The organism is Leifsonia poae (assembly GCF_050632865.1).
GTDB classification, from domain to species: domain Bacteria; phylum Actinomycetota; class Actinomycetes; order Actinomycetales; family Microbacteriaceae; genus Leifsonia; species Leifsonia poae_B.
Map to the genome: position 1 here is coordinate 44,255 of NZ_JBODSA010000003.1, position 23,434 is coordinate 67,688.

General features: G+C 70.3%; 16 protein-coding genes and 2 pseudogenes. 5 read left to right on the forward strand and 13 right to left on the reverse strand.

Annotation, left to right across the window (positions count from 1 at the left end; genetic code table 11):
• Nucleotides 1-132: 132 nt before the first annotated feature.
• Nucleotides 133-1,589: pseudogene (locus ACRAWB_RS10170) on the reverse strand (alpha-amylase family glycosyl hydrolase).
• A gap of 215 nt (nt 1,590-1,804) precedes the next feature.
• Between ACRAWB_RS10170 and ACRAWB_RS10175 the strand changes: the two are divergent.
• The 5 genes and pseudogenes from ACRAWB_RS10175 (at nt 1,805) to araA (ending at nt 7,450) form a co-directional block, all read left to right on the forward strand.
• Nucleotides 1,805-2,503, forward strand: a complete 699-nt coding sequence (locus tag ACRAWB_RS10175; RefSeq protein ID WP_431353217.1) for a hemerythrin domain-containing protein — start codon at nt 1,805-1,807, stop codon at nt 2,501-2,503.
• Nucleotides 2,504-2,549: 46 nt separating this feature from the next.
• Nucleotides 2,550-3,547, forward strand: a pseudogene (locus ACRAWB_RS10180) (LacI family DNA-binding transcriptional regulator).
• Nucleotides 3,548-3,621: 74 nt separating this feature from the next.
• On the forward strand, nt 3,622-5,238 hold the full coding sequence (locus ACRAWB_RS10185) for a xylulokinase (RefSeq protein ID WP_431353218.1): 1,617 nt from the start codon (nt 3,622-3,624) through the stop codon (nt 5,236-5,238).
• Nucleotides 5,235-5,933 (forward strand): L-ribulose-5-phosphate 4-epimerase, encoded by a 699-nt coding sequence (locus tag ACRAWB_RS10190; protein WP_431353219.1) that lies wholly within the window; start codon nt 5,235-5,237, stop codon nt 5,931-5,933. Before ACRAWB_RS10185 ends, ACRAWB_RS10190 begins: the two co-directional genes overlap by 4 nt.
• On the forward strand, nt 5,933-7,450 hold the full coding sequence (araA, locus tag ACRAWB_RS10195) for an L-arabinose isomerase (protein ID WP_431353220.1): 1,518 nt from the start codon (nt 5,933-5,935) through the stop codon (nt 7,448-7,450). Before ACRAWB_RS10190 ends, araA begins: the two co-directional genes overlap by 1 nt.
• Before the next feature lie 79 nt (nt 7,451-7,529).
• Here araA and ACRAWB_RS10200 read toward each other — a convergent pair whose 3' ends face one another.
• The 12 genes from ACRAWB_RS10200 to chvE form a co-directional block, all read right to left on the reverse strand.
• Nucleotides 7,530-9,182 carry a thiamine pyrophosphate-binding protein gene (locus ACRAWB_RS10200; protein WP_431353221.1) on the reverse strand — a complete coding sequence of 551 codons (1,653 nt, stop codon included), beginning with the start codon at nt 9,180-9,182 and terminating at the stop codon, nt 7,530-7,532.
• A 119-nt stretch (nt 9,183-9,301) separates the two neighbouring features.
• Nucleotides 9,302-10,078, reverse strand: a complete 777-nt coding sequence (locus ACRAWB_RS10205) for an isocitrate lyase/PEP mutase family protein (RefSeq protein WP_431353222.1) — start codon at nt 10,076-10,078, stop codon at nt 9,302-9,304.
• A gap of 100 nt (nt 10,079-10,178) precedes the next feature.
• The gene (locus ACRAWB_RS10210; protein ID WP_431353223.1) at nt 10,179-12,104 is read right to left on the reverse strand and encodes a glycoside hydrolase family 127 protein; all 1,926 of its coding nucleotides are present in this window, start codon (nt 12,102-12,104) and stop codon (nt 10,179-10,181) included.
• The gene (locus tag ACRAWB_RS10215; RefSeq protein WP_431353224.1) at nt 12,101-13,789 is read right to left on the reverse strand and encodes an amylo-alpha-1,6-glucosidase; all 1,689 of its coding nucleotides are present in this window, start codon (nt 13,787-13,789) and stop codon (nt 12,101-12,103) included. The genes ACRAWB_RS10210 and ACRAWB_RS10215 overlap by 4 nt, the downstream gene beginning before the upstream one ends.
• A 2-nt stretch (nt 13,790-13,791) precedes the next feature.
• A complete protein-coding gene (locus ACRAWB_RS10220; protein ID WP_431353225.1) occupies nt 13,792-14,610 on the reverse strand; it encodes a carbohydrate ABC transporter permease in 819 nt (272 codons plus the stop codon).
• On the reverse strand, nt 14,607-15,578 hold the full coding sequence (locus ACRAWB_RS10225; protein WP_431353226.1) for a carbohydrate ABC transporter permease: 972 nt from the start codon (nt 15,576-15,578) through the stop codon (nt 14,607-14,609). The genes ACRAWB_RS10220 and ACRAWB_RS10225 overlap by 4 nt, the downstream gene beginning before the upstream one ends.
• Nucleotides 15,579-15,607: 29 nt before the next feature.
• Nucleotides 15,608-16,858, reverse strand: a complete 1,251-nt coding sequence (locus ACRAWB_RS10230) for a sugar ABC transporter substrate-binding protein (RefSeq protein WP_431353227.1) — start codon at nt 16,856-16,858, stop codon at nt 15,608-15,610.
• A 118-nt stretch (nt 16,859-16,976) separates the two neighbouring features.
• The gene (locus tag ACRAWB_RS10235) at nt 16,977-17,936 is read right to left on the reverse strand and encodes a LacI family DNA-binding transcriptional regulator (protein WP_431353228.1); all 960 of its coding nucleotides are present in this window, start codon (nt 17,934-17,936) and stop codon (nt 16,977-16,979) included.
• Between the two features lie 215 nt (nt 17,937-18,151).
• Entirely contained in the window at nt 18,152-19,168 is a 1,017-nt protein-coding gene (locus tag ACRAWB_RS10240) for a LacI family DNA-binding transcriptional regulator (RefSeq protein WP_431353229.1), read from the reverse strand.
• 88 nt (nt 19,169-19,256) lie between these two features.
• A complete protein-coding gene (gene mmsB, locus ACRAWB_RS10245) occupies nt 19,257-20,432 on the reverse strand; it encodes a multiple monosaccharide ABC transporter permease (protein ID WP_431353230.1) in 1,176 nt (391 codons plus the stop codon).
• Nucleotides 20,429-21,970 (reverse strand): multiple monosaccharide ABC transporter ATP-binding protein, encoded by a 1,542-nt coding sequence (gene mmsA / locus ACRAWB_RS10250; protein WP_431353231.1) that lies wholly within the window; start codon nt 21,968-21,970, stop codon nt 20,429-20,431. The genes mmsB and mmsA overlap by 4 nt, the downstream gene beginning before the upstream one ends.
• A 73-nt stretch (nt 21,971-22,043) precedes the next feature.
• The gene (chvE, locus tag ACRAWB_RS10255) at nt 22,044-23,165 is read right to left on the reverse strand and encodes a multiple monosaccharide ABC transporter substrate-binding protein (protein WP_431353232.1); all 1,122 of its coding nucleotides are present in this window, start codon (nt 23,163-23,165) and stop codon (nt 22,044-22,046) included.
• Between the last annotated feature and the right edge of the window lie 269 nt (nt 23,166-23,434).

Here is a 23,434-nt window from a genome sequence, read left to right on the forward strand (position 1 = left end):
CCGCAGAAAAGAAGATGCGCGCGGCCTTCCACGACGGGCCGCGCGCATGCCGATGCTACGGGGACGCGTGCACCGCGCATCCTGTACAGCCTGTCGAAGAACCGGCCACCGGGTCGACGTGTCGTCGTTGCGCTAGGCGTGCAGCCAGGCGAACCCGTACGGAGCGAGCGTCCGCCCATCCCACCCCTCGGCGAGCGCCCACTCGAAGTCGCCATCGAGCCGCACCTGCACCGGCTCGCCGGAGAGGTTGTGGAGGGTGATCAGCCCGTCCCGGCGGAGCGCGAGCACGGCGGGACTGCCGACGTCCACGGGCGTCCACCCGCCCGCGTCCGCGTTCTTCTCCCGCCGGATGTCCGAGATGCGGCGCACGAGCGTCAGGTTCGAGGCGGGGTCGTCCTGCTGTGCCCGGACGTTCACCGCGCCGAAGTCGTACGGGCCGTCGCACTGGGCTGGAAGCGTGAGCGGCGACGACTCGGCCGTCGTGAAGCCGCCCCACTCCGAGTCGTCCCATTGCATGGTGGTGCGGGCGGCGCCGCGGCCCTCCACGGTGAGGTCGTCGCCCACGCCGAGCTCCTGCCCGGCCAGCAGAAGGGGCACCCCGGGCAGCGCGTACAGCAGGCTGAGCGTCATCCGGACCCGCTCGGCCGGGTGCATCATCGGCGCCCAGCCGCGGCGGATGCCGCGCCCGTAGATGAGCATCGACTCCTCCGGCGCGAAGTGCTCGAACGCCTCCCGCCGCTCGTCGTCGGTCAGCTGCTGGAGGTCGATCTCGTCGGCGTTGTGCAGGAAGTTGAGCCGCGCCTCGGGCGGGATCGTCTCGTCCAGCCGGCGCAGCGAGTCCAGGATCGGCTCCGCGTCACCCCGGGTCAGGGCCAGAATCACCGCGTTGTTGAGCGAGAAGTCGATGACGGCCTCGAACCGGCCGCGCTCGACGAGCGACGCCATCGACTCCGGCGGCTCGTCCGCCTCGGCGATCAGCGCGACGTCGTGCCGGACCTCCCGCAGCCGCGACCGCAGCTCGTCGAAGAAGCGGCCGTCGTCCACATCGGTGTCGGGCCTCCCCTTGCCCTGGACGATCAGCAGGGCCGCGTCGATGCGGAACCCGTCCACGCCGACCTCGAGCCAGTAGGAGAGCACCCGGACGATCTCCTCGAAGACGTCCGGATCGGTGGCGTTGAGGTCGGGCTGGAACGCGTAGAACTGGTGGTGGTAGTAGCGGCCGGCGCGCTCGTCGAACCGCCAGACCTCGTCGTCCTCGCCCGGGAACATGGGATGGTCGCCCGATTCGATCGAGTCGTCTTCGCTCCAGATGAAGAACCGCCCCGCCTCGCCGTCCGGGTCCTCCGCGCCGCGAGGAACCAGGGATGGCGGTCGGAGGTGTGGTGGAGCACCGCGTCGATGAGGACGCGCATCCCGAGCTCGTGCGCGCGCTCGAGGAAGGCGCGGAAGCCGTCGAGGTCGCCGAAGCGGGGGTCGATGGCGAGGTGGTCGTCCACGTCGTAGCCGTTGTCGCGCCGCCGGCTCGGGTAGAACGGCAGCAGCCAGATCCACGTCACCCCGAGCGAGGCGACGTAGTCGAGATGACGCATGGCGCCGGCGAAGTCACCGAAGCCGTCACCGTCGCCGTCGGCGAAGCGCGACAGGTCCAGTCCGTACACGAGCTCGCCGGGATCCCCGGCCCAACCGTTCTCCCAGGAGTCGCGGCGCGTCGTCGTTTCCGTCACGCTCCACTTCTACTCCCCGCGCCGATCCCGGGCGGAAATGGGGTAGCCCGCGCGGTCCATCCCCGCAGTAGGGTGCCCCCATGTCTGCGACCCCACTCCCCTCGTCCGGCCGGTCGCCGCTCGACGGACCGAAGACCTGCGATGCCAGCGGCATGATCGAGATCCACCGCCTGTTCCGGCACTCCTTCGACGAAGCCCCGGCGTTGATCGAGGGCGTGGCCGAGGGAGACACGGCGCACGCCGCGGCCGTCGCCTCCCAGCTCACCATGCTCTCCACGGCGCTGCACGGTCACCACGAGGGCGAGGACGCGCGCCTCTGGCCCGTGCTGGACGAGCGGGCGCCGTCGTGCGCGCTGCACGTCGAGCGGATGCGGGAGCAGCACGCCGCGATGCTGGTGCAGCTCAACGCCCTCGACGCCGCCCTGCCCGCCTGGCGTGAGCATCCCTCCGCGGTGACGGCCGCGCCGGTGCAGTCGGCACTGGCCGGCATCCGGGCCGCGCTCACCGAGCACCTGCCCGACGAGGAGGCGAACATCGTCCCGCTGATGGAGCACACCATCACGAAACAGGAGGTCGAGTGGTTCGCCGAGCACGGCCGGAAGTCGACCCCGAAGGGTCAGACCTGGTACATGCTGGGCGCCATCCTCGCCTCGCAGCCCGACGGCGGCGGCGTGTGGCTGAAGAAGAACCTGCCCGGGCCGGTGCAGGTGATGTGGCGCTGGGTCGGGGCGCCGAAGTATCAGCGGTTCCGCGCGCAGGTGGAGGGTCGCGCCCGGTAGGCCGGCTGTGCTGAGGCCGCCCGTGCGCATCCCCTAGGGTGTGGATGTGGATGAGCAGGGGCGGGCGCCGGGGGTGCGCGAGGTGGCCGCTGCGGCCGGGGTCTCGCGGCAGACCGTCTCCCGCGTCCTCAACGACCACCCGAGCATCCGGCCGGAGACCCGGGAGCGGGTGCTGGCTGCGATGGAACAGCTGAGCTTCCGGCCCAACCGGGCGGCGCGGATGCTGACGACGGCCCGGTCGCAGACGCTCGGCGTACTGGTCGCGTCGCCGTCGTCGCTGTTCGGCCCGGCGTCCAGCATCGACGCGATCGAGCGCGCGGCGCGGGATGCTGGCTACTTCGTGACCGTGGCGCACGCCGTGTCGCTCGACGCCGCGGCCGTCGAGGCGGCTCTGGAGCAGCTGAGCGCCCAGGCCGTCGAGGGAGTGGTCGTCGTGGCTCCGCAGCAGCGCATCCAGGACGCGAAGGAGGCGGTGGCGCTGCGCGTCCCGTCGATCACCCTGCATGGCGCGGGCACGGCCGGCGACCACGGCGTCTTCGTCGACCAGCTGGAGGGGCGCGGCTCGCCACCCGGTACCTGCTCGACCTCGGGCACACGCGCATCGCGCACCTCAGCGGACCCGGCGACTGGTCGGAGGCGCGGGCGCGGCGCGAGGGCTTCCTGCTTGAGATGGAGGCAGCGGGCGCCGACCCGATCGTCTCGCGCGAGGGCGACTGGACCGCGGCCTCCGGAGCGGAGATCGGGGCGGAGCTGCTGAGGGATGGGGCGCTCACCGCGGTGTTCTCGTCGAACGACCAGATGGCGATCGGCGCGATGCACGCCGCGCGGGTGGCCGGGCGGTCGCTCCCGGACGGCCTCGCCGTGGTCGGGTTCGACGACATCCCGGAGGCGGCGTTCCTCGCGCCGCCGCTGACGACCGTGCGGCAGGACTTCGCCGAGCTCGGCCGCCGCGCCGTCGCCCGGCTGGTCGCCGAGATCGAGGGACGCACGCTCGACTTCGACGCGCCGGTCGCGCCCGAGCTCGTGCGCCGCGCGTCCGCCTGACCCGCCGCTTGACAGGTCGCCGCTGTCCTCGCGTATGATCCAATGTGACCGGTCACAACGACGTGAGGAGCACCATGACCACGCCGGATCCGCGCCAGAGCGACGCCATCGCCGCCGGACGCACCGCCCTCGGCATCGAGTTCGGCTCGACCCGCATCAAGGCCTGTCTGGTCGACGCCGACGACCCGGCGACCGTGCTCGCCGTCGGTTCCCACGAGTGGGAGAACTCCTACCGCGACCGCCTCTGGACCTACGGCCTCGACGAGGTCTGGTCCGGCCTCCAGACCGCCTACGCCGACCTTCTCGCCGACGCCGAGCGCCGCCACGGCGTGCGTCCCGCGACCGTCGGCGCCATCGGCGTCTCGGCGATGATGCACGGCTACCTCGCCTTCGACGCGGCGGGCGAACTGCTCGTCCCGTTCCGCACCTGGCGCAACACGAACACCGGACCGGCGGCGGCCGAGCTGACCGAGGCGTTCGAGGTCAACATCCCGCTGCGCTGGTCGATCGCCCACCTGCACCAGGCCGTTCGGGATGCCGAGCCGCACATCCCGAACCTCGCATCGTTCACCACCCTCGCCGGTTACGTGCACTGGCGGCTGACCGGCCGCCGGGTGCTCGGCGTCGGCGACGCGTCGGGGATGTTCCCGATCGACCCCGCCACGCACACCTACGATGCCGAGCTGCTGCGCCGTTACGCGGCCCTCGGCACCGGCCTCGATCTGCCCGCGCTGCTCCCCGACGTGCTCGTCGCCGGGCAACCGGCCGGCGAGCTCACGGCGGAGGGCGCTGCGCTGCTCGACCCGTCGGGCGCGCTGCAGCCCGGCATCCCGTTCTGCCCGCCGGAGGGCGACGCAGGCACCGGCATGGTCGCCACCGCATCGGTCGCCCCGCGCACCGGCAACGTGTCCGCCGGCACCAGCATCTTCGCGATGGTGGTGCTCGAGCAGCCGCTGGCCGCCGTCCACCACGAGCTCGACCTCGTGACGACCCCCGCCGGCGACCTCGTGGCGATGGTGCACTGCAACAACGGAGCGAGCGAACTGGCGGGATGGGCGGGACTGTTCGGCCGCTTCGCCGAGGCCTCCGGCGCCCCGGTGTCGACCGACGCCGTGTACGACACGCTGTTCCGCGAAGCACTGGGGAGCGACGCCGACGCCGGCGGACTCCTCGCGTACAACCACCTCGCGGGCGAGCCGATCGCCGGGCTCGCCGAAGGTCGTCCGCTCCTCGTCCGCACCCCGGACAGCCGCCTGACCCTCGCCAACTTCGCGCGCGCTCAGCTCTACAGCGTGTTCGGCACGCTCGCGCTCGGGATGCGCGTCCTCCACGACGAGGGCGTGGCGCTCGACCGGATGTTCGCCCACGGCGGCATGTTCCGCACGGCGGGCGTCGCCCAGCGGTTCCTCGCCGGCGCGCTCGACGCGCCCGTGTCCGTCGCCGACACCGCGTCCGAGGGCGGCGCGTGGGGAATCGCGGTCCTCGCCGCCTACCTCCCGGCCGCAGCCGACGGGACCGCACTGGACGCGTACCTCCAGCACCGCGTCTTCGGCGGCTTCGCCTTCGAGACGACCAACCCGCATGACGACGACGTCTCCGGGTTCGCCCGGTACCTCGACCGCTATCAGGCGGGACTCGCCGTCGAACGCACCGCGATCGACGCCCTGCCCGTGGAAGGAGCCTCCGCATGACCGCCTTCGACACCGCCGTCCGCACCGTGCGCGAGCAGGTGGCCGCCCTGCACGCCGAACTCGTCCGCTACGGCCTCGTGGTCTGGACCGGCGGCAATGTGTCGGGCCGGGTACCCGGCGAGGACCTATTCGTCATCAAGCCGAGCGGCGTGGACTATGACGACCTGACGCCCGAGAACATGATCCTCTGCACGCTCGACGGCGAGGTGGTCCCCGGCTCGCTCGGCAGCGAGCGCTCGCCCTCCTCGGATACCGCCGCGCATGCCTACGTCTACCGGAACATGCCCGAGGTCGGCGGCGTCGTCCACACACACTCGACCTACGCGACGGCGTGGGCGGCACGCGCCGAGCCCATCCCGTGCGTGATCACCGCGATGGCGGACGAGTTCGGCGGCGACATCCCGGTCGGCCCGTTCGCGATCATCGGCGACGACTCCATCGGCCGCGGCATCGTGCAGACGCTCACCGGCCACCGCAGCCGCGCCGTGCTGATGCAGAACCACGGCGTGTTCACCATCGGCCGCGACGCGCGCGACGCCGTCAAGGCCGCCGTCATGGCCGAGGACGTCGCCCGCACCGTCCACCTCGCCCGCCAGGGCGGCCCGCTCGTCCCCATCCCGCAGGAGGCGATCGACCGCCTCTTCGACCGCTATCAGAACGTCTACGGACAGTCCCCGGAAGGATCCCTCTCCTGATGCCGAAGCTCACCACCTCCCTCGACGGTTACGAGGTCTGGTTCCTCACCGGCAGCCAGCACCTGTACGGGCCCGAAACGCTCGCGCAGGTCGCCGACCAGTCGCGCGCCATCGCCGACCAGCTCGGCGCCGCCGCCGACGTGCCGGTGCGCGTGGTCTGGAAGCCGGTGCTGACCGACTCCGACGCCATCCGCCGCACGATGCTGGAGGCCAACGCCGACGACTCGGTCATCGGACTCATCGCCTGGATGCACACCTTCAGCCCCGCGAAGATGTGGATCGCCGGCCTCGATGCGCTGCAGAAGCCGCTCCTCCACTTCCACACCCAGGCGAACGTCGAGCTGCCGTGGGGCGAGATCGACTTCGACTTCATGAACCTGAACCAGGCGGCGCACGGCGACCGAGAGTTCGGCTACATCCAGACCCGGCTCGCCGTGCCGCGCACCACCGTCGTCGGCCACGTGTCGAACCCGACCGTCACCTCCCGCATCGGCACGTGGATGCGCGCCGCGGCTGGCTGGGCGGCCACCCGCTCCCTGAAGCTGGCGCGGTTCGGCGACAACATGCGCTTCGTCGCGGTCACCGAGGGCGACAAGACCGAGGCCGAGCTGGTGTTCGGCGTCCAGGTGAACACCTGGGGCGTCAACGAGCTGGCCGAGGCGGTCGCGGCCGCCTCGGACTCGGATGTGGACGCGCTGGTCGCCGAGTACGAGGAGCTGTACGACGTGGTGCCCGAGCTGCGCCGCGGCGGTGACCGCCACCAGTCGCTGCGCGACGGTGCCGCGATCGAGCTGGGCCTGCGATCCTTCCTGGAGGAGGGCGGCTTCGGCGCCTTCACGACCAGTTTCGAAGACCTGGGCGCGCTGAAGCAGCTGCCCGGCCTCGCGGTGCAGCGACTCATGGCCGAGGGCTACGGCTTCGGCGCCGAGGGCGACTGGAAGACCGCCGTCCTGGTGCGCGCCGCCAACGTGATGGGTGCGGGGCTGCCGGGCGGCGCCTCCCTCATGGAGGACTACACCTACGACCTCACACCCGGCGACGAGCGCATCCTGGGCGCGCACATGCTGGAGGTGTCGCCGTCGCTGACCAGCGCCCGGCCGACGCTCGAGGTGCACCCGCTCGGGATCGGCGGCAAGGACGACCCCGTGCGCCTGGTCTTCACCGCCGACCCGGGTCCCGCGGTCGTCGTCGCGCTGTCGGACATGCGAGACCGGTTCCGCCTGGTCGCCAACGTGGTGGAGGTGGTCGAGCCGACCGCTCCCCTGCCGAAGCTGCCGGTCGGCCGCGCGGTGTGGAAGCCGGCCCCCGACTTCACGACGTCCGCGACCGCGTGGCTGGAGGCCGGCGCGGCGCACCACACCGTGATGAGCACCGCCGTCGGCGTCGAGGCGTTCGCGGACTTCGCCCGCCTCGCCCGCACCGAGCTGCTGGTCATCGACGACTCCACTACGCTCCGCGACTTCGCCCGCGAGCTCGACTGGAACGCTGCGTACTACCGCCTCGCCCGCGGCCTCTGACCCAGCCCGCGAGCACAGGGAAAACGCTCCGCTTCGGACGAATCGGCGACGTTTTTCCTGTGCTCGGCGGCTGGGCGGGTCAGGAGTTCACCCGGATGATCTCGTGCTGGTAGGGGGCGATCACGTCGCCGGAGATGCGAAGGTCGAGCACGAGGAACGGGCGGGACTCGGCGGGGCGTGACGCCCACTCGTCCAGCGCCTCCAAGTCTTCTGGGGTCCGGACGATGACACCCTCGGCGCCGGCGGCGCGGCCGAGCGCCGCGAAGTCGACCTCGGGGATCCGCATCGGACCGTCCGCCAGCCCCTTCAGCCCGTACAGGTTGACCTCCGCGCCGTAGGCCGCGTCGTTCCACACGACCGCGAGCCCGCGTCCTCCCGCGACCCGCACCGCCGACTCCAGGTCGGCCAGCGCCATCAACCCGCCGCCGTCGCCCGTGGTCAGCACGATGGTCGACTCGGGATGCGCGAGCGCGGCACCCGGGACACTCGGCCAGCCGAGGCCGATCGACTGGTACGCCGTGCCCACCATGATCATGCGATCCGGGGACGCGACCGGCCAGTACATGTTCGCCCAGCCGATGAAGTGCCCGCCGTCGGAGACGACCACGCGGTCCTCCGGCAGCAGCTCGGCGATCCGGGCTGCCGCCGTGCGCGGGTCGAGCCGGCCGTCCACCGCGAGTCTGTCGCCGAGCGGGCGCTGCCGGACGGCGGCGACATCCACCGACTCCCGCCAGCCGGACGGCTGCGCTCCTGCGTCCGCGAGCGACGACACCAGCGCCTCCGCGATGAGCCGCGCGTCCCCGCGCAGATAGGAGCCGACGTGCGGATGCGTCGCCGCCTGCCGTGTGTCGACCTGGATGACGCGCGTGCCCGGCGCGAACAGCTCACCGAACCGCATCGTGAACTGGTTGAGCGACGCCCCGAAGACGACCGCCACGTCGGCGGACCGGATCAGGTCCATCGCGCCCTCGGCGCCGAAGCCACCGGTCACGCCGAGGTCGAACCGCTCGTCGGGGAAGACGCCGCGCCCGAGCGCCGTGGATGCGGTGAGCGCGCCGGTCGCGTCGGCGAGCGCTCCCAGCGCCGGCCCTGCGCCCGCGAGCCACGCGCCGCGTCCCGCCAGGAGCAGCGGACGGGACGCCCCGGCGAGCGCCGCCGCCGCGTCCGCGATGGCACCCTGCGCGAACGGGTCGCCCGGCGCGCTCGGGGCGGGCAGCACGGGCTGGGGCGCCTCCGGGATGGGTCCGGCGTCCCGTGTCGCGACGTCGTACGGGATCGCGAGCACGGTCGGCACCCGGTAGGTCAGCGCGTGCTCGACGGCGATCGCGGTGGTGGCGGCGGCATCCGCCCGCCCGACCGTATAGGTGCGCGCGCCGACCGCAGCCGCGAGGGCGATCTGGTCGACATCCCACGGCCGCGGCCCGGAGGTGGGCTCGTCACCCACGACGAGGATGAGCGGGATGTGCGCCTGCACCGCCTCGGCGAGCGCCGTCAGCGTGTTGGTGAAGCCGGCGCCGTAGGTGGCGGTCGCCGCGGCGAGGCGGCCGGAGGCGCGGAAGTAGGCGTCCGCGGCGACGACCGCGCCGGCCTCGTGGCGCATGGCGCAGTACTCGCCTCCGCGCTGGCGCTCGAGCGCATCCAGGAAGTGGGCGTTGCCGTTGCCCATCACGCCGAAGACATGGTCGACGTGGCGCGCGAGGGTGGCGGCGACGTGGGCGGAAACGGAGGGCATGGCGGAGCCTTTCGAGACGACGGAGGGACGACTTCCGTATGTGTCTCGCCACCGCGGCTCAGCGGGTGCTTCGTGCCCATTTTTCGAGCACCGGCGATCGAGCGCCGGACGCGACCATATTATCCGCGCGGGGTCGACCGGGCGAAGTCCACCAGCCGCTGCTGGGCCACCGCGTAGGAGGTCGCCGACGGCACCTCCCGCCGCTCGCGCAGCGCCTCGGCCACATCCACCGCCGCGTCGATCGCGACCCGATACGGCAGCGACCCCGTGCTGACGCGGCGCACCCCCAGGCTCTGCAGGTCGTCGAGGGTGAGTCCCGGCACGACGAGCACGTTCAGCGGCAACGGGATGGCCGCGGCCAGCTCGGCGATCGTCGACGGATCGGTCACGCCCGGCACGAAGACGCCGTCGGCGCCTGCGTCGGCGTACCGCTTCGCGCGCTCGACCACCGCATCCACCGTGTCGTCCTCGTGGAACCAGTACGCGTCCGCGCGCGCGTTGACGTACACGTCGGGCGCGGCAGCACGGATGGCGGCGATCTTCGCGGCCGGGATGGCGGGGTCGACCAGCCGGCCTCCCGCCGAGTCCTCCAGGTTGACACCGTCGGCGCCGAGGGACGCCACGAGGTCGGCGACCTCGGCCGGGTCGTCGCTGAAGCCGTCCTCGATATCGGCGGTGATGTAGGCCGGGAGCGCGGAGATGGCGTGCACCAGGGCGACCGTCGCGTCCCGGCTCGCCCCCTCGGCGTCCGGGCGACCGGCGAACGCGTTGACGCCGAAGCTCGTCGTGCCGATCGCGGGGAAGCCCGCGGCGGCGAACGCGAGCGCCGACCCGACATCCCACGCGTTGGGCAGCAGCAGCGGCTCGTCAGCGAAATGCAGTTCGCGGAACGTCATGGCGCTCCCTTCCGATCGGAGGGTAGCGCCGGCGACGGCTCCGGGGCCACAGTGAGGACTCGGCTGCCGACCCCGATGACTCGCCGGCAGCCGAGCGTCGTCAGCCTGCGGCGGGGATCCACACCCGCATCAGGCCAGGTCCCCGGTTCGCCCAGGAGGCGTAGGGGACCAACTCTGCGCTCACACTCCGCCCGCGGGATGCGGGAGCGGCGTCATCGAGCCGTCGGTAGGGCCAGCCGTCATCGGCCGGACGCTCCTCCACGAGCAGGTCGACGCGAGCACCCCGCTCGGTCGGCCGCGGCGACCGGGACGGATCGAGACGGACGTCCTCGAACCGCACGTCCTCCGGGAGATCGGGCGACTCCAGGCACAGCACGAGCGGGCCGCGTTCGACCGCGACCGTGCCGCGCACCGCGTCGATCCCCGGCGCCGCCACCGTGAAGCGGGGCGCGACATCGAGCTCCAGCACGATGTCGTCGCCGCTCGCAAAAGCCCGGTGCAGGCTGGCCGTGTCGCCATCGACCTGCACCTCCTCCCGCGCGACCGTGAGACGCGCGCGCCCCGCGGACCAGGCCGGGATGCGCAACGACAGCGTGAATTCGGCGTCGCGCTCAACCGTCACCACGACGCGGCCGTCGTACGGATACCCGGAGCGCACGCGGAGGGAGACAGCGCGCCCGTCCGGAAGCACGGTGTCGAGGTCGACGTCGCCGTACTGGTGGAGCTGCACGCCGTCGTCGTCCGCCGTCGCGAAGTACGATGCCACACCGGCCAGCGTGCGCGCCACGTTGGTGGGGCAGCACGAGACCTCGAACCAGGCCGCGCGGAGGCTGGCCTCGGCGCGCTCGCTCAGCTCGTCGTCGTCCGTCTCGGAGGCGAGCTGCCGCTGGTGCAGGGTGTTGGCGTAGAAGAAGGCCTCGCCGTCCTCGCGCGGTGAGACGAGGACCGCGTTGAGCAGCGTCCGCTCGATGAGATCGGCGTGGTGGGCCGCGCCGGTCTGCAGCAGCAGCCTCCAGCCCACCATCACCGAGCCGATCGCCGCGCACGTCTCGGCGTACGCCCGATCGGGCGGGAGCTCGTCGTCCGCTCCGAACTCCTCGTTCTGGTGGTGCGCTCCGATGCCGCCGGTGAGGTAGGTCCGGTGGGCGACCGTGGCGCGCCACTGGTCCGCGACCGCGGCGAGCAGCGCGTCGTCGCCGGTCTCGACCGCGACGTCCAGCGCTCCGGACGCGAAGTACGCGGCGCGCACGGCATGGCCCCGCAGCACCGTCGCCTCGCGCACCGGAACATCATCGAGGAAGTAGTCGCTGCCCTGGAACAGGGTCGTCCGGAGCGTCCGCCGTCCGCGCCGTTCGACGAAGAGGCGCGCCTGCTCGACGTACCTCTCCTCGCCCAGCGTGCGGCCCAGCTCCACCAGCGCGGTCTCGATCTCGGGATGGCCGCAGATCGCGTCCCGGCCCTCCGGGCCGAACTCCCGGACCACGTGGTCCGCCAGGCGTCGCGCCACGATCACGAGCATGTCGTCGGGATGCCCGCTCCGGGCACGCGCGACCGCAGCCTGGAAGAGGTGCCCGAAGCAGTACAGCTCGTGCCCCCACTCCAGATCGCTGTAGCGCGGCCGCTGTCCGGGACGCCCGAAGGCGGTGTGGAGGTAGCCGTCGGGCTCCTGAGCAGCCGCCACCCGATCCACGAGGGAGCGATAGCGGCCCTCGAGCGCGGGATCGGCGCTCCGGCCCAGCTCCCACGCCATCGCCTCGAGCAGCTTGTAGACCTCCGAGTCGACGAACTCGATGCCGTCGTGGTGCTCGGCGACCGTGCCGTCCGCGGCGCGATCGAAGTTGCCGATCCAGCCGATGCGCTCCATCCAGCGCTCGCAGTGCGCGATGATCGCGGATGCGTTCAGCTCCTGGATGCGGCCCCAGAAGCCGCCCACGACGCGCAGCTCGTGCGCGCCGAGCGGACGCAGCAGCGACCGCGAGGGCACGACCGGACCTCCGGTGGCGGCGGCTCGGATGGTGTCGGTCATCTCTCTCCCGAGGGTCGGTGGTCGGCGGCGAGCAGCAGGTAGACGGCCGCCGTCCAGGTGTAGGCGCGGTCACGCAGGCCCTCTCCGGTGAGGGCGTCGAAGTTCTCGGCGAAGCCCGAGCGCTCGCACGCGGCGCGGAAGCCGGCCGCGACGCGATCGGCCAGCGCCGAGCGCCCGGCCCGGCGAAGCCCGTCCACGATCAGGTAGGTGGAGGGCGCCCAGACCGGTCCGCGCCAGTAGCCGTCGGATTCGTACAGCGGCGAGTCCGGAGGCTCCGTCGCCGGGCCCCACTCGGTGACCCGGTGCTCGATCGAGCGGGCGAGCCGGTCGGTGACATCGGACGGCAGCCACTCCCCGAGCACGATCGGGAGGGAGGCGAGCAGGCTCGTCGCGGTCGACGGCTCGCCGTCGGCGACGGCGCGGGCCACGAAGCCGTCCGGCGTCCAGAGCTCGTCGTACAGCGCACGTTCGACGACGATCCGTGCGTCGTCCCACTCCTCCGCCGGCTCGCCGAGCTCGCGGGCGAGAGCGGCCAGCGCGTCCAGCTGCAGGATGAGGAACGCCGCCAGATCCGGCGCCTCGACCACCCGCGCGCGGTCGAACAGCGTGGAGTTGTCCCACCCGCTGTCGTTGCCGTGCTGGTAGTACGGCAGGGCGTGCCCCGGGGCGCGGCGGCTCTCCAGCCAGAACCGTGTCCACGCGGCCAGCCGCGCGTAGACCGTCCCCAGAGCGTCCCTATCGAGCGGGGTCGTCAGGCGCTCCCGCAGCCGCGCGAACGCCCACCCGTGGATCGGCGGCTTGACGAAGTTGTAGAGCACTTCGGAGTGCGTGATCGAGTCCGGGAGCGCCCCCGCCGCGTCCTGGTGGTCGAACGGCAGCAGGAACTGGTCGAGCGCGGCCGCGGCATCCAGCGGGGCGAGGGCGAGGGCGTTGAAGCAGTGGTCCCACGACCACACCTTGTCCATCCAGTGCTTCGACATCAGCACCGCCTCGCGCCCGACGAAGCCGGACGGCTCGACGGTCGCAGACCACAGCACGTAGGCCGCCTTCACCGCGGTGGGCGCGGCTCCCGGCCCGGCGACGGCATCGGCGTACCGGGCGAACTCGGTCCGGCGGCTCTCGACCAGCTCGTCGAACTCGACAGCCGGCGGCGAAGCGGCCGGGGCGGTCTCCGTCTGGGAGACACGCACCTCCCAGTCCGATCCGGAGAGGACGACCGCACGCTCAGCGGCCCCCAGCTCCCCGTCGCCGACGACCTCCGCGCTCCCTCTCAGCACCGTGAACCGGTAGCGACGGCCCGTCTCGTAGCTGGTCAGCACGATCGCCCCGTCGACCGGGTCCGTGAAGAGGTACCCGCCCGTGAACGGCGTGAGCTCGTCGGAGGCGGCGAACCGCATCCCGAGCCCGCTGCCGCGGAAGCGCAACGCGCTCGTGCTCTCGAAGACCGCCTCGACACGTCCGTCGTCGTCCGTCCAGGAGACCCGGGATGCCGTGGCCTCCACGCGCACGCCGGCGCCGCCCTCCGGCACCAGCCGCAGCACCGGGTGCATCCCGGTCACGTGCGACACGAGGTGCACGTCGGCGACCGTCCGGTGCATCCCGGTGACCGGTGAGAGGTCGAGCCACGAGCCGCGCAGCGAGAACGGCAGTTCGCGCAGGTCGAGGGCGATATCGGTCGCCGCCATCGTCAGTCCTTCACCGCGCCGGCCGTGACACCGGCGGCGACGTAGCGCTGGGCGAGCACGAGCAGCACGGCGGCGGGGATGGACGCCACCACGGCCGTCGCCATGATCGCGTTCCACTCCTGGTTGTTGTTGCCGATGTACCGGTAGATGCCGAGGGTGATGGTCTGCATCGAGCCGCCGCTGTTCAGCGTCGACGCGAAGACGAAGTCGGACCACGCCCACAGGAACGCGAACAGCGAGACGGTGACGATCGAGTTGCGGCTGACCGGCAGCACGATCGAGCGGAAGGTGCGCCAGGTGCTCGCGCCGTCGATCTTCGCGGCGTTCATCAACTCGTCCGGGATGCCCGCCATGAACGCGCTGAAGATCAGCACGCCGAACGGCACGGCGATGGTGGAGTCCGCGATGATCAGGCCCCAGACCGTGTTGAGGATGCCGAGGTTCAGATAGATCGCGTAGAACCCCATCGCCATGATGATCCCGGGGATCATCTGCGCGATCAGCAGCACGAAGTTGAGCGCGCCGCGGCCGCGCGGGCGCAGCTTCGCCAGCGAGTAGGCGGCGGGCGCCGAGATCGCGACCGTCAGCACGACGGTCCCCAACCCGACGAGCAGGCTGGTGGCGAGGTAGGGCAGCTGCTGGTCGAGCACCGCCTGGTAGCCCTCGAACGTCGCGTGGATCGGGAACAGGTCCGGCGGGCTCTTGCGCATCAGGCTGGTCGGCGTGAGCGAGACGTTGATCATCCAGTAGACGGGGAAGAGCATGATCAGCGTGAGCGCGACGCCCACCACCGTCTTCCACCAGGGTCGGCGGCCGTTCATGCGATGTCCTGCTTCCGCTGCGTGTAGATGTAGACGAAGCCGAAGACGAGCGCGAGGATGATGAGCAGGTTGCCCACCGCGGCCGCCGGGCTGAAGTCGGGGAGAGTGGACGCGAAGCCCAGCTGGTACGACCAGGTGGCGAACGTCGTCGAGGCGGTTCCTGGGCCTCCGCGGGTCATGATCCAGATGATGTCGAACACTTTGAGCGTGTAGACGAGCCCGAGCAGGAGGGTGATCGCCGACACCGGCCGCAGCAGCGGGAACGTCACCCGCCAGAAGCGCTGCCAGCCGTTCGCGCCGTCGATGGCGGCCGCTTCGTACAGCTCCGAGGGGATGTTCTGGAGCCCGGAGTAGAGGATCACCAGGTTGAACGGGATGCCGATCCAGATGTTGGCGATGATGACGCTGGTGAGCGCCCAGTCCGGCGAGGTCAGCCAGTTGATGCCCGGCAGTCCGAAGGCCTCGAGCGCCGCGTTGACGACGCCGGAGTCGCTGTTGAGCATCCACGACCAGGTGGACGCGGAGACGATGAGCGGCAGCAGCCACGGCACCAGGAACAGCGCGCGAAGCGTGCCGGAGAGCCGGAAGTTCTGGTGGAAGAACACGGCGAGCGCGAGCCCGATCGTGAACTGGAAGGCGATCGACACGAGGGTGAAGACGGCGGTGTGCCAGAACGCCGGCCCGAAGGTCGGATCCTGGATCACCTTGACGTAGTTGTCGAGGCCGACGAACGGCGCGTCCCCCATCACGAAGGAGCGCACGGTGTAGTCGCGGACGCTGAGCTCGACGTTGCGGTAGAGCGGGTAGGCGTAGAAGACGACCAGGTAGATCACCACGGGCGCCAGGAACGCCCAGGCGGCCCACTGGCCGCGGCGGCGGGGCCGCCGGGGCACGGACGAGACGGCTGCCCGAGCCGTCCGGTCCGCGCGCCCGGCGGTGCTGCGCGACGCTGTCTGAGTAGTTGTCATCGGGGGATTCCTCAGTGCGTGAGCGTGGATTACTTGGTGGCGGCTGCGGCGGCCGTCTGCGCGGCCTTCAGCGCTGCCTCCGGAGACTGCGACCCGCTGAGCGCGTTCTGCACCGCGGTCCACAGCTCCTTCGAGATCTTCGGGTAGTCGGTGCCGAGGTTGTCGCTGGTGCGGCCCTTCGCCGCGGCCACCGCGTCCACCCAGGGCTGGAGCTCCGGGTTGGCCGCGACCTGCTCCTTCTGCGCCGCCTCGGTCGGGGCGATGTAGGAGAGCGTGGTGTCGGTCTTCACGAAGCTCTTGGTGCTGGTCAGGCACTCGGCGATCTTCTTGGAGGTGGCGTACCGGGCGGTGTCCTTCTGCACCGGAATGGTCATGAACTCGCCGCCGGTCGGCGCCGGGGCGGCGCTGCCGTCCACACCCGGGATGGTGAGGATGCCGTAGTCGATGCCGGCCTTCTTCACGTTCCCGAGCTGCCAGGTGCCGTTCTCGCCGAACGCGTAGTCGCCGGTCGCGAACTCCTGCCACGACGTGGTCTGGGTGTTGTTGATGACCGAGTTGGGCGCGTAGCCCTTCTTCAGCCAGTCGGTCCACAGCGTCAGCGACTTCACGGCGTCGTCCGAGTCGAGCTTCTTCAGGTCGGCTCCGGAGCCCCAGAACCAGGGGAGGAACTGGAAGCTGCCCTCCTCGGTGCCGATGGCCGAGAAGGTGATGCCCTTCTTGCCGGCCGCGGTGACCTTCGCGAGGGCGTCGGTGAGCGAGTTCCAGTCCTTCACCGTCGCGATGTCGACGCCTGCGGCGTTCAGCACGGCCTTGTTGTAATACAGCGCCAGGGTGTTCGCGCCGATCGGGACGCCGTAGGTCTTCCCGTCCAGCTGCCCGGCGGCCAGGATGTTCTTCTGGATCTCGGACGTGTCGAGCTTGTTCTCGGCGGTGCTGGTCAGGATGCCCGCGTCGGCGAGCGTCGAGACCACCGGGTTGTCGACCAGGAGCAGGTCGGGCGAGTTGCCCTGCTGCCCGGCGAGGAGCGCCTTGTTTGTCAGGTCGCTGGTGTCGTAGCCGGTGCGCTTGATGGTGACGCCGGCGTCCGTGCCGCACTGCTCGACGAGCTTCGTCCAGTCGGCCGATGCGTCGAACTGCGGGTACGGGTCCCAGAACGTGTAGGTCCCGCCGGCGCTGCTGCCGGAGCCGGACCCGGAGCCGGAGCAGGCGGCGACGCCGGCGACGACCGCGACGGCGACGACCGCCGCGCCGACGAGGCGCGAGGTCTTCTTGGTGATCACAGTATTCCTCCTTGAATCGTGCATTCGGGTGGTACCGGTCGCTGGGCGCTGAGCGGGCTGCGTGGAGCGGTTCATCGGGTGCTCCCGCGGTCGGTGAGTTCCGGGGCGACGAATCTCGTCACCGCCGGGCCGGCGAGATCGGGGAGGTGATCCGCCGGACGAGCTGCCGGACCGCGGAGCGGCCCAGCTCGTCGGGTGAGCTCTCGACCGCCGTGTAGGGCAGCGAGAAGGCCCGGCCGAAGTTGGTGGCATACAGGCTGACGACCGAGAGGTCGTCGGGGACGCGGACTCCGCGGGCGGTGAGCACCGACGGGAGCGCCGCGATGGTGGCGTCGTTGTGGACGATGAGCGCCGTGGCCGTGGGCCGGGCGTCGAGCATGGCGTTGATGCTGCGGCCGATCTCCGGCTGGCGCGATTCGCCGTAGTAGGGGTGCATCTGCAGCCCGTACCGTGCAGCGCGCTCCAGCGCCGCATCCCGGAACCGCCAGCCGTACGCGCCGCCGCGCTCGAAGACGTGCAGCGGCGGCGAGACGACGATGATCTCGCGGTGGCCGCGGGCGTGCAGGTGGTCGACGAGCATGCGCGCCGACTCCCCGAAGTCGAGGTCGAAGACGTCGAGGCCTTCGGTGTGCTTCGGCAGGCCGACCAGGGCTCCGGGCTGCGGCGCCTCGCGGAGGGCCGTGAGGCGCGGGTCCTCGTGCACCACGTCGAGCAGCACCACGCCGTCCACCATCCCGGAGCTGGTCACGCGGCGCAGCGCCGAGACGCTGTCGAGCTCGGTGACCAGCAGGATGTCGTAGCCGAGCTCGCGCGCCGTGTCGGACACCGGGAGGATGTACTCGAACATCGCCGGGGCGAACTCGTCGGCGTGGAACTGGGTGAACAGGCCGACCACCATCGTCTGCGATGTCGCCAGCGCGCGGGCGCCGGCGTTGACGATGAAGCCGAGGGATGAGATGGCCTCGTCGATGCGGCGGCGGGTGTCGTCCGAGATGGACCGCTTGCCCGAGAGCGCGTAGGAGACGGTGCTCGTGGAGACGCCGGCGGCGCGGGCCACATCGGTGATGGTGACGGCCATCGTCCCCTCCTCCACATCGTCGGGAAGGCGGCTCGTGTCGAACCGCTTCGATGAAAGTAGCGCACACCGAAGCATCGCACAAGTCGAACCGCTTCGATTGATGCCCGAATCGTTGCATTCCACCCTCGAAAAGGGGTCTCAGGAGGCGCCGGACCCGCCGAATTCCGCGGCGGCGCACAGCGCGCCGAACCGCTTCGACAGCCTCCGGAGCCGCGTCAGGAGACGGCGCGCGTGCTGCCCCGGTCCGTGAATCCGGGCTCGATCAGCCGCACCTGCGGCGCCTCCGCGCCCTCCGGGTCGGCGATGCGCTCGACCAGCCGCGAGACCGCCCACTCCCCTAGCACCTCGGGCCGCGTGTCCACCGCGGTGTACGGCAGGGAGAAGGAGTTGCCGAACTCCGCCGAGAACATGCCGACCACCGAGAGGTCGCCCGGCACCGAGATCCCGCGCTCGTTCAGGAGCGAGGGCAGCGCGGCGATGGTGGCGTCATTGTGCACGACGAGCGCGGTCGCGCCAGGGAACCGGTCGAGCGCCGAGGTCAGCGCCTCCCCCAGCGCCGGCGGCCGCGAGTCCCCTTCGACGATGTGGAGCTGGATGCCGTGCCGCGCCGCGCGCTCGGCCGCCGAGTCCCGGAACCGCCAGGCGTACGAGCCGCCGCGCTCCGAGACGTGCCGCGGCGGGGTGACGAGCAAGATCTCGCGGTGGCCCAGCTCGACCAGGTGGTCGAGGGCGATGCGCGCGGCCTCGCCGAAATCGAGGTCGACCGCGTCGAAGCCCTCGGCATCGCGGGCGTACCCGATCAGGGCGACCGGTTGCCGCGTCTGCCGGAGCGGTTCGAGCCGCGGGTCGTCGTAGGTCACGTCGAGGAGCACGACGCCGTCCACCATCGCCGAGGAGGTGGTGCGCCGGATGGCCGCGTCCACGTCCGGATCGGTCACCATCAGCAGGTCGAACCCGTGCGTGCGCGCTGTGGTGGACACCGGCAGGACGTACTGCAGCATCGCCGGAGCGAACTCGTCCTCCTGGAACTGCAGGAAGAGGCCCAGCACGTTCGTCTGCGAGAGCGCCAGCGCCCGTGCGCCGGCGTTCGGAGTGAAGTCCAGCTCGACGATGGCCTTCTGGATGCGCTCCCGGGTCTCCTCGGAGATCGCGCGCTTTCCGGACAGCGCATACGAGACGGTGCTCGGGGTGACGCCCGCGACGCGCGCCACGTCCCGGATCGTCGCCGCCATCGCCCCTCCGTTCAGCCGTGACCATTGTCACACGCAGGCGGGGCCGTGCTCGCGCACGACCCCGCCTCCGTCCCAGCGATCCGAGAGGCTACTGCCCGACCGACCGCCGCTTGTTGTAGACGTCGAAGGCCACGGCGGCCAGCAGCACCAGGCCCTTGATGAGCAGCTGGTAGTCGCTGTCGATGCCGAGGATCGACATGCCGTTGTTGAGCACGCCGATGATCAGACCACCGATGATCGCGCCGGTCACCGTTCCGATGCCGCCGGTCACCGCCGCGCCTCCGATGAAGACCGCGGAGATCGCATCCAGCTCGAACCCGTTGCCCGCACTCGGGCTGGCGAGGTTCAGGCCCGCGGTGAACACGAGGCCGGCGACCGCGGAGAGCACGCCCATGTTGACGAACAGCAGGAACGTCACGCGCTTGGTCTTCACGCCCGAGAGCGCGGCCGCCTGCAGGTTGCCGCCGATGGCGTAGATGTGGCGGCCGAACACCGAGCGGTTCATCACCGCCGAGTACGCGACGACCAGCACCGCGAGGATGATCAGCACGATCGGCGTGCCGTTGTAGCTGGCGAGCAGCAGCGTCATGATCAGCACGAGCGCGACGAGGAACACCAGCTTGACGATGAACCACCACAGCGGCTCGTCCTCGAGGTCGTACTTGCGGCGCACGGCGCGCTGACGGATCGAGGTGTAGAGGATGGCGATGCTCGCGAGCAGACCGAGGATCATCGTCAGCGGCTCGTAACCCGTACTCCCGAAGGCGGGCAGGAAGCCGGAGCCGATCGCCCGGAACTCCTTCGGGAAGAACGAGATCTGCTGGTTGCCCAGCGCGATCTGCGCCGCGCCGCGGAACGCCAGCATGCCGGCCAGCGTCACGATGAACGCCGGGATGCCGAAGTACGCGATCCAGAACCCCTGCCAGGCGCCGACCAGCGCGCCGAGCACCAGGCAGAAGAACACCGCGAGCGGCCACGGCAGATGCCAGTTCGAGATGAACACGCCGGCCATCGCGCCGATGAACGCGACGACACTGCCGACCGACAGGTCGATGTGGCCGGCGATGATCACCATGACCATGCCGATCGCGAGGATCAGGATGTAGCTGTTCTGCACGATCAGGTTCGAGACGTTGATCGGCGCCAGCGTGATCCCGCTCGTCGCGATCTGGAAGAAGACCACGATCGCGATCAGCGTGATGAACAGCCCGATCTGACGCAGCTGCCCGGCCAGGTAGTTGAGTGCTTTGGTGAGCGGTTTCATGCGTTGTTCTTCTCGCGTTCCTTGGTCATGAATTGCATGAGGTATTCGGCCGTCGCCTTCTCGCGCGGCACGTCGGCGGTGATCCGGCCCTCGCTGAGCGTGTAGATGCGGTCGCAGATGCCGAGCAGTTCCGGCAGCTCGGAGGAGATGACGACGATGCCCTTCCCCTGGTCCGCGAGCCGGTCGATGATCGTGTAGATCTCGTACTTGGCGCCCACGTCGATGCCGCGGGTCGGCTCGTCGAGGATCAGCACCTCCGGGTCGGAGTACATCCACTTCGACAGCACGACCTTCTGCTGGTTGCCGCCGGAGAGCTTGCCCGTCAGCGCCAGCACGTTCGGCGTCTTGATGTTCATCGAGCGGCGGTACTCCTCCGCCACCAGCGACTCCCGCTGCTCGTTGACGAACTTGAACCAGTTGACGAGCTTGTCCAGCGCCGCGATGGAGATGTTGCGCTGGATGTTGTCGATCAGGTTCAGGCCGAAGCGCTTGCGGTCCTCGGTCGAGTAGGCGATGCCGTTGTCGATCGCCTTCGCGACGGTGGACACGGAGATCGGCTTGCCGCGCTTGTAGACCTGCCCGCTGATCCCGACGCCGTAGCTGCGCCCGAAGATGCTCATCGCGAGCTCGGTGCGACCGGCGCCCATCAGGCCGGCGATCCCGACGATCTCCCCGGCGCGGACGTTGAAGCTCACGTCGTCGACCACCTTGCGCGTGCGGTCGAGGGGATGGTGCACCGTCCAGTTCTCGACGCGCAGCAGTTCCTCGCCGATGTGCGGCACGTGGTCCGGGAAGCGGCTCGCCACATCCCGGCCGACCATGCCCTTGATGATGCGCTCCTCGCTGGCGTCCTTGCCCATCTCCAGCGTCTCGATCGTGCGGCCGTCGCGGATGATGGTCACCCGGTCGGCGATCGCCTTGATCTCGTTGAGCTTGTGGCTGATGATGATCGCCGTCATGCCGTGCGACTGCAGCTGACGGATCAGGTCGAGCAGGTGCGCCGAGTCGTCGTCGTTGAGCGCCGCCGTCGGCTCGTCGAGGATGAGGATCTTCACCGACTTGGACAGCGCCTTCGCGATCTCGACCAGCTGCTGCTTGCCGACCCCGATGTCCTTGATCTTGGTGATCGGGTTCTCGTGCAGGCCGACGCGGGCGAGCAGCTTGGCGGCCTCCAGGTTGGTCTCGTTCCAGTCGATGAAGCCGCGTTTCTGCCGTTCGTTGCCGAGGTAGATGTTCTCGGCGATCGACAGGTACGGCGACAGCGCCAGCTCCTGGTGGATGATGCCGATGCCGGCCGCCTCCGAGTCGTTGATCGACCGGAACTCGACGGGCTCGCCGTTCATGACGATCTCGCCCTCGAAGGTGCCGTGCGGGTACACCCCCGACAGCACCTTCATCAGCGTGGACTTGCCGGCCCCGTTCTCCCCGCAGATCGCGTGGACGGAACCCTCCTCGACGCTGATCGACACATCCTGGAGCGCTTTGACTCCGGGGAAGGACTTCGAGATGTTGCGCATCTCGAGAATCGTGTTGGCCATGGTCTCCCTTGCCTGATCGTGCGAGGTCCGGGCGGACGCGCCACAGCGCACCCGCCCGGACCGTCGGTCCGCCTTACTGGAGGTCGGACTCCTTGTAGTAGCCGCTGTCGACCAGGATCTCCTTGTAGTTGTCCTTGGTCACGACCACCGGCTGGAACAGGTAGCTCGGGACGACCTTGACCTTGTTGTCGTAGCTCTTGGTGTCGTTCACCTCGGGCTTCTTGCCGGAGAGCAGGTCGTTCGCCATCTTGGCGGCCTCGTTCGCGAGCTTGCGGGTGTCCTTGTAGATGGTCGAGTACTGCGTGCCCGCGATGATCTGCTTCACGCTGGCGACCTCGGCGTCCTGACCCGTGATGATCGGGAGCTGCTTGCCGCCCTGGCCGTAGCCCGCGCCCTCGAGCGCGCTCAGGATGCCGTCGGAGAGGCCGTCGTAGGGCGAGAGGACGCCCTGGACCGTGGCGCCGGTCGAGTACGACTTGGCGACGAGGTCCTGCATGCGGGCCTTCGCGGTCGCCGGGTCCCAGCGCAGGATGGCGACCTGGTTGAAGTTGGTCTGACCGCTCTTGACGACCAGCGTGCCGTCCGAGATGTACGGCTTCAGCGTGTCCATCGCGCCGTTGTAGAAGAACGTCGCGTTGTTGTCGTCGGGGCTGCCGGCGAACACCTCGATGTTGAATGGACCCTTCTTGCCGGTCTTCTTGCCGTCCGCGTCGAGGACGCCGAGGCCGGTGAGCAGCGAGTTGGCCTGGTAGACGCCGACCTTGTAGTTGTCGAACGAGACGTAGTAGTCGACGTTCTTGTCTCCGGTGAGGAGGCGGTCGTACGAGATGACCTTGATGCCGGCCTTCGCGGCGGCGTCGAGCTGGTCGGTCAGCGATCCGCCGTCGATCGACGCGATGATGAGGACCTTGGCGCCCTTGGTGATCATCGTGTTGACCTGCTGCACCTGGGTGGGGATGTCGTTGTTGGCGTACTCGAGGTCGACCTTGTAGCCGTTCTTCTGGAGGTCCGACTTGACGGCGTTGCCGTCGGCGATCCAGCGCTCCGACACCTTGGTGGGCATGGCGACGCCGACGAGGGCGCCCTTGTTGTCGGAGCTGTTCTCCGCTCCGCCGCCGCGTCCTCCCGAGCACGCGGCGAGTGCGACTGCGACGCCGAGTGCGACGGCGGCGAGTCCGACTTTCCTGATCTTCACTGTGATTCCCTTCGAGCGGTGAGGCGACCGGTGCGCCCGATGCGCACGGGCTCGCCGGGAAAAGGAACTGGCACGCGCTGCGCGATCAGCCTGCGACGGGACAGTGCAGCAGCCGTCGCGACCGTGCGATCCGGCTGTTGTCATGTGGCGACTCCCTCGTCGTATGCTGGTCCGTACGCGATATATGTGACCGGTCCCAGAACGGGTTAGACGTTATGACCCGAAGAGGTGGCCAGTCAAGTCATTCGCCGAAAAATATGATGAGCACG